We start from the raw sequence: 358 nt of genomic DNA, 5'->3' as shown, positions 1-358 counted from the left end.
CCACGATGCCCGGCGACCGCCGTCCCCCGTCCGTCGCCTCGGCCCACTGCCCGAACACCACCTCGGCCGCCTCCAACCGGGTCAACTGCGACTCGATTCCGGCCAGTTCCTTGCGGAGCAGCTCAGCCCGTTCTTCCAGCTCAAGCCGTTGCTGGACCGTCCATGTCAGCACGTCCGTCATACATATCCCTCCGCCGGGAGGCTACGCAGCGGTCCGCCGTCCTGGTCCGCGAACGCCAGAAACCGCCCATGGCGGACGATCACGTGCTAACGATCTCCGGCCGGACCAGCGCGAGCACCTCACCGAGACAGCACACCAGCCCCGTTGACCAGCGGAAACCAGGTTGGCGGGGGCTCA

General features: G+C 67.9%; 1 protein-coding gene. It reads right to left on the bottom strand.

The features are described 5' to 3' along the window. Window positions 1-181, bottom strand: a 181-nt coding sequence (locus tag I8N67_RS42070; protein WP_200309698.1) for a hypothetical protein, incomplete at its 3' end; no start/stop codon positions are given. Between the last annotated feature and the right edge of the window lie 177 nt (window positions 182-358).

This window comes from Streptomyces adelaidensis (assembly GCF_016598475.1).
Lineage (GTDB): Bacteria > Actinomycetota > Actinomycetes > Streptomycetales > Streptomycetaceae > Streptomyces > Streptomyces adelaidensis.
Note: the sequence above shows the minus strand (reverse complement) of the source record. Positions and strands in the feature narration are given on the sequence as shown.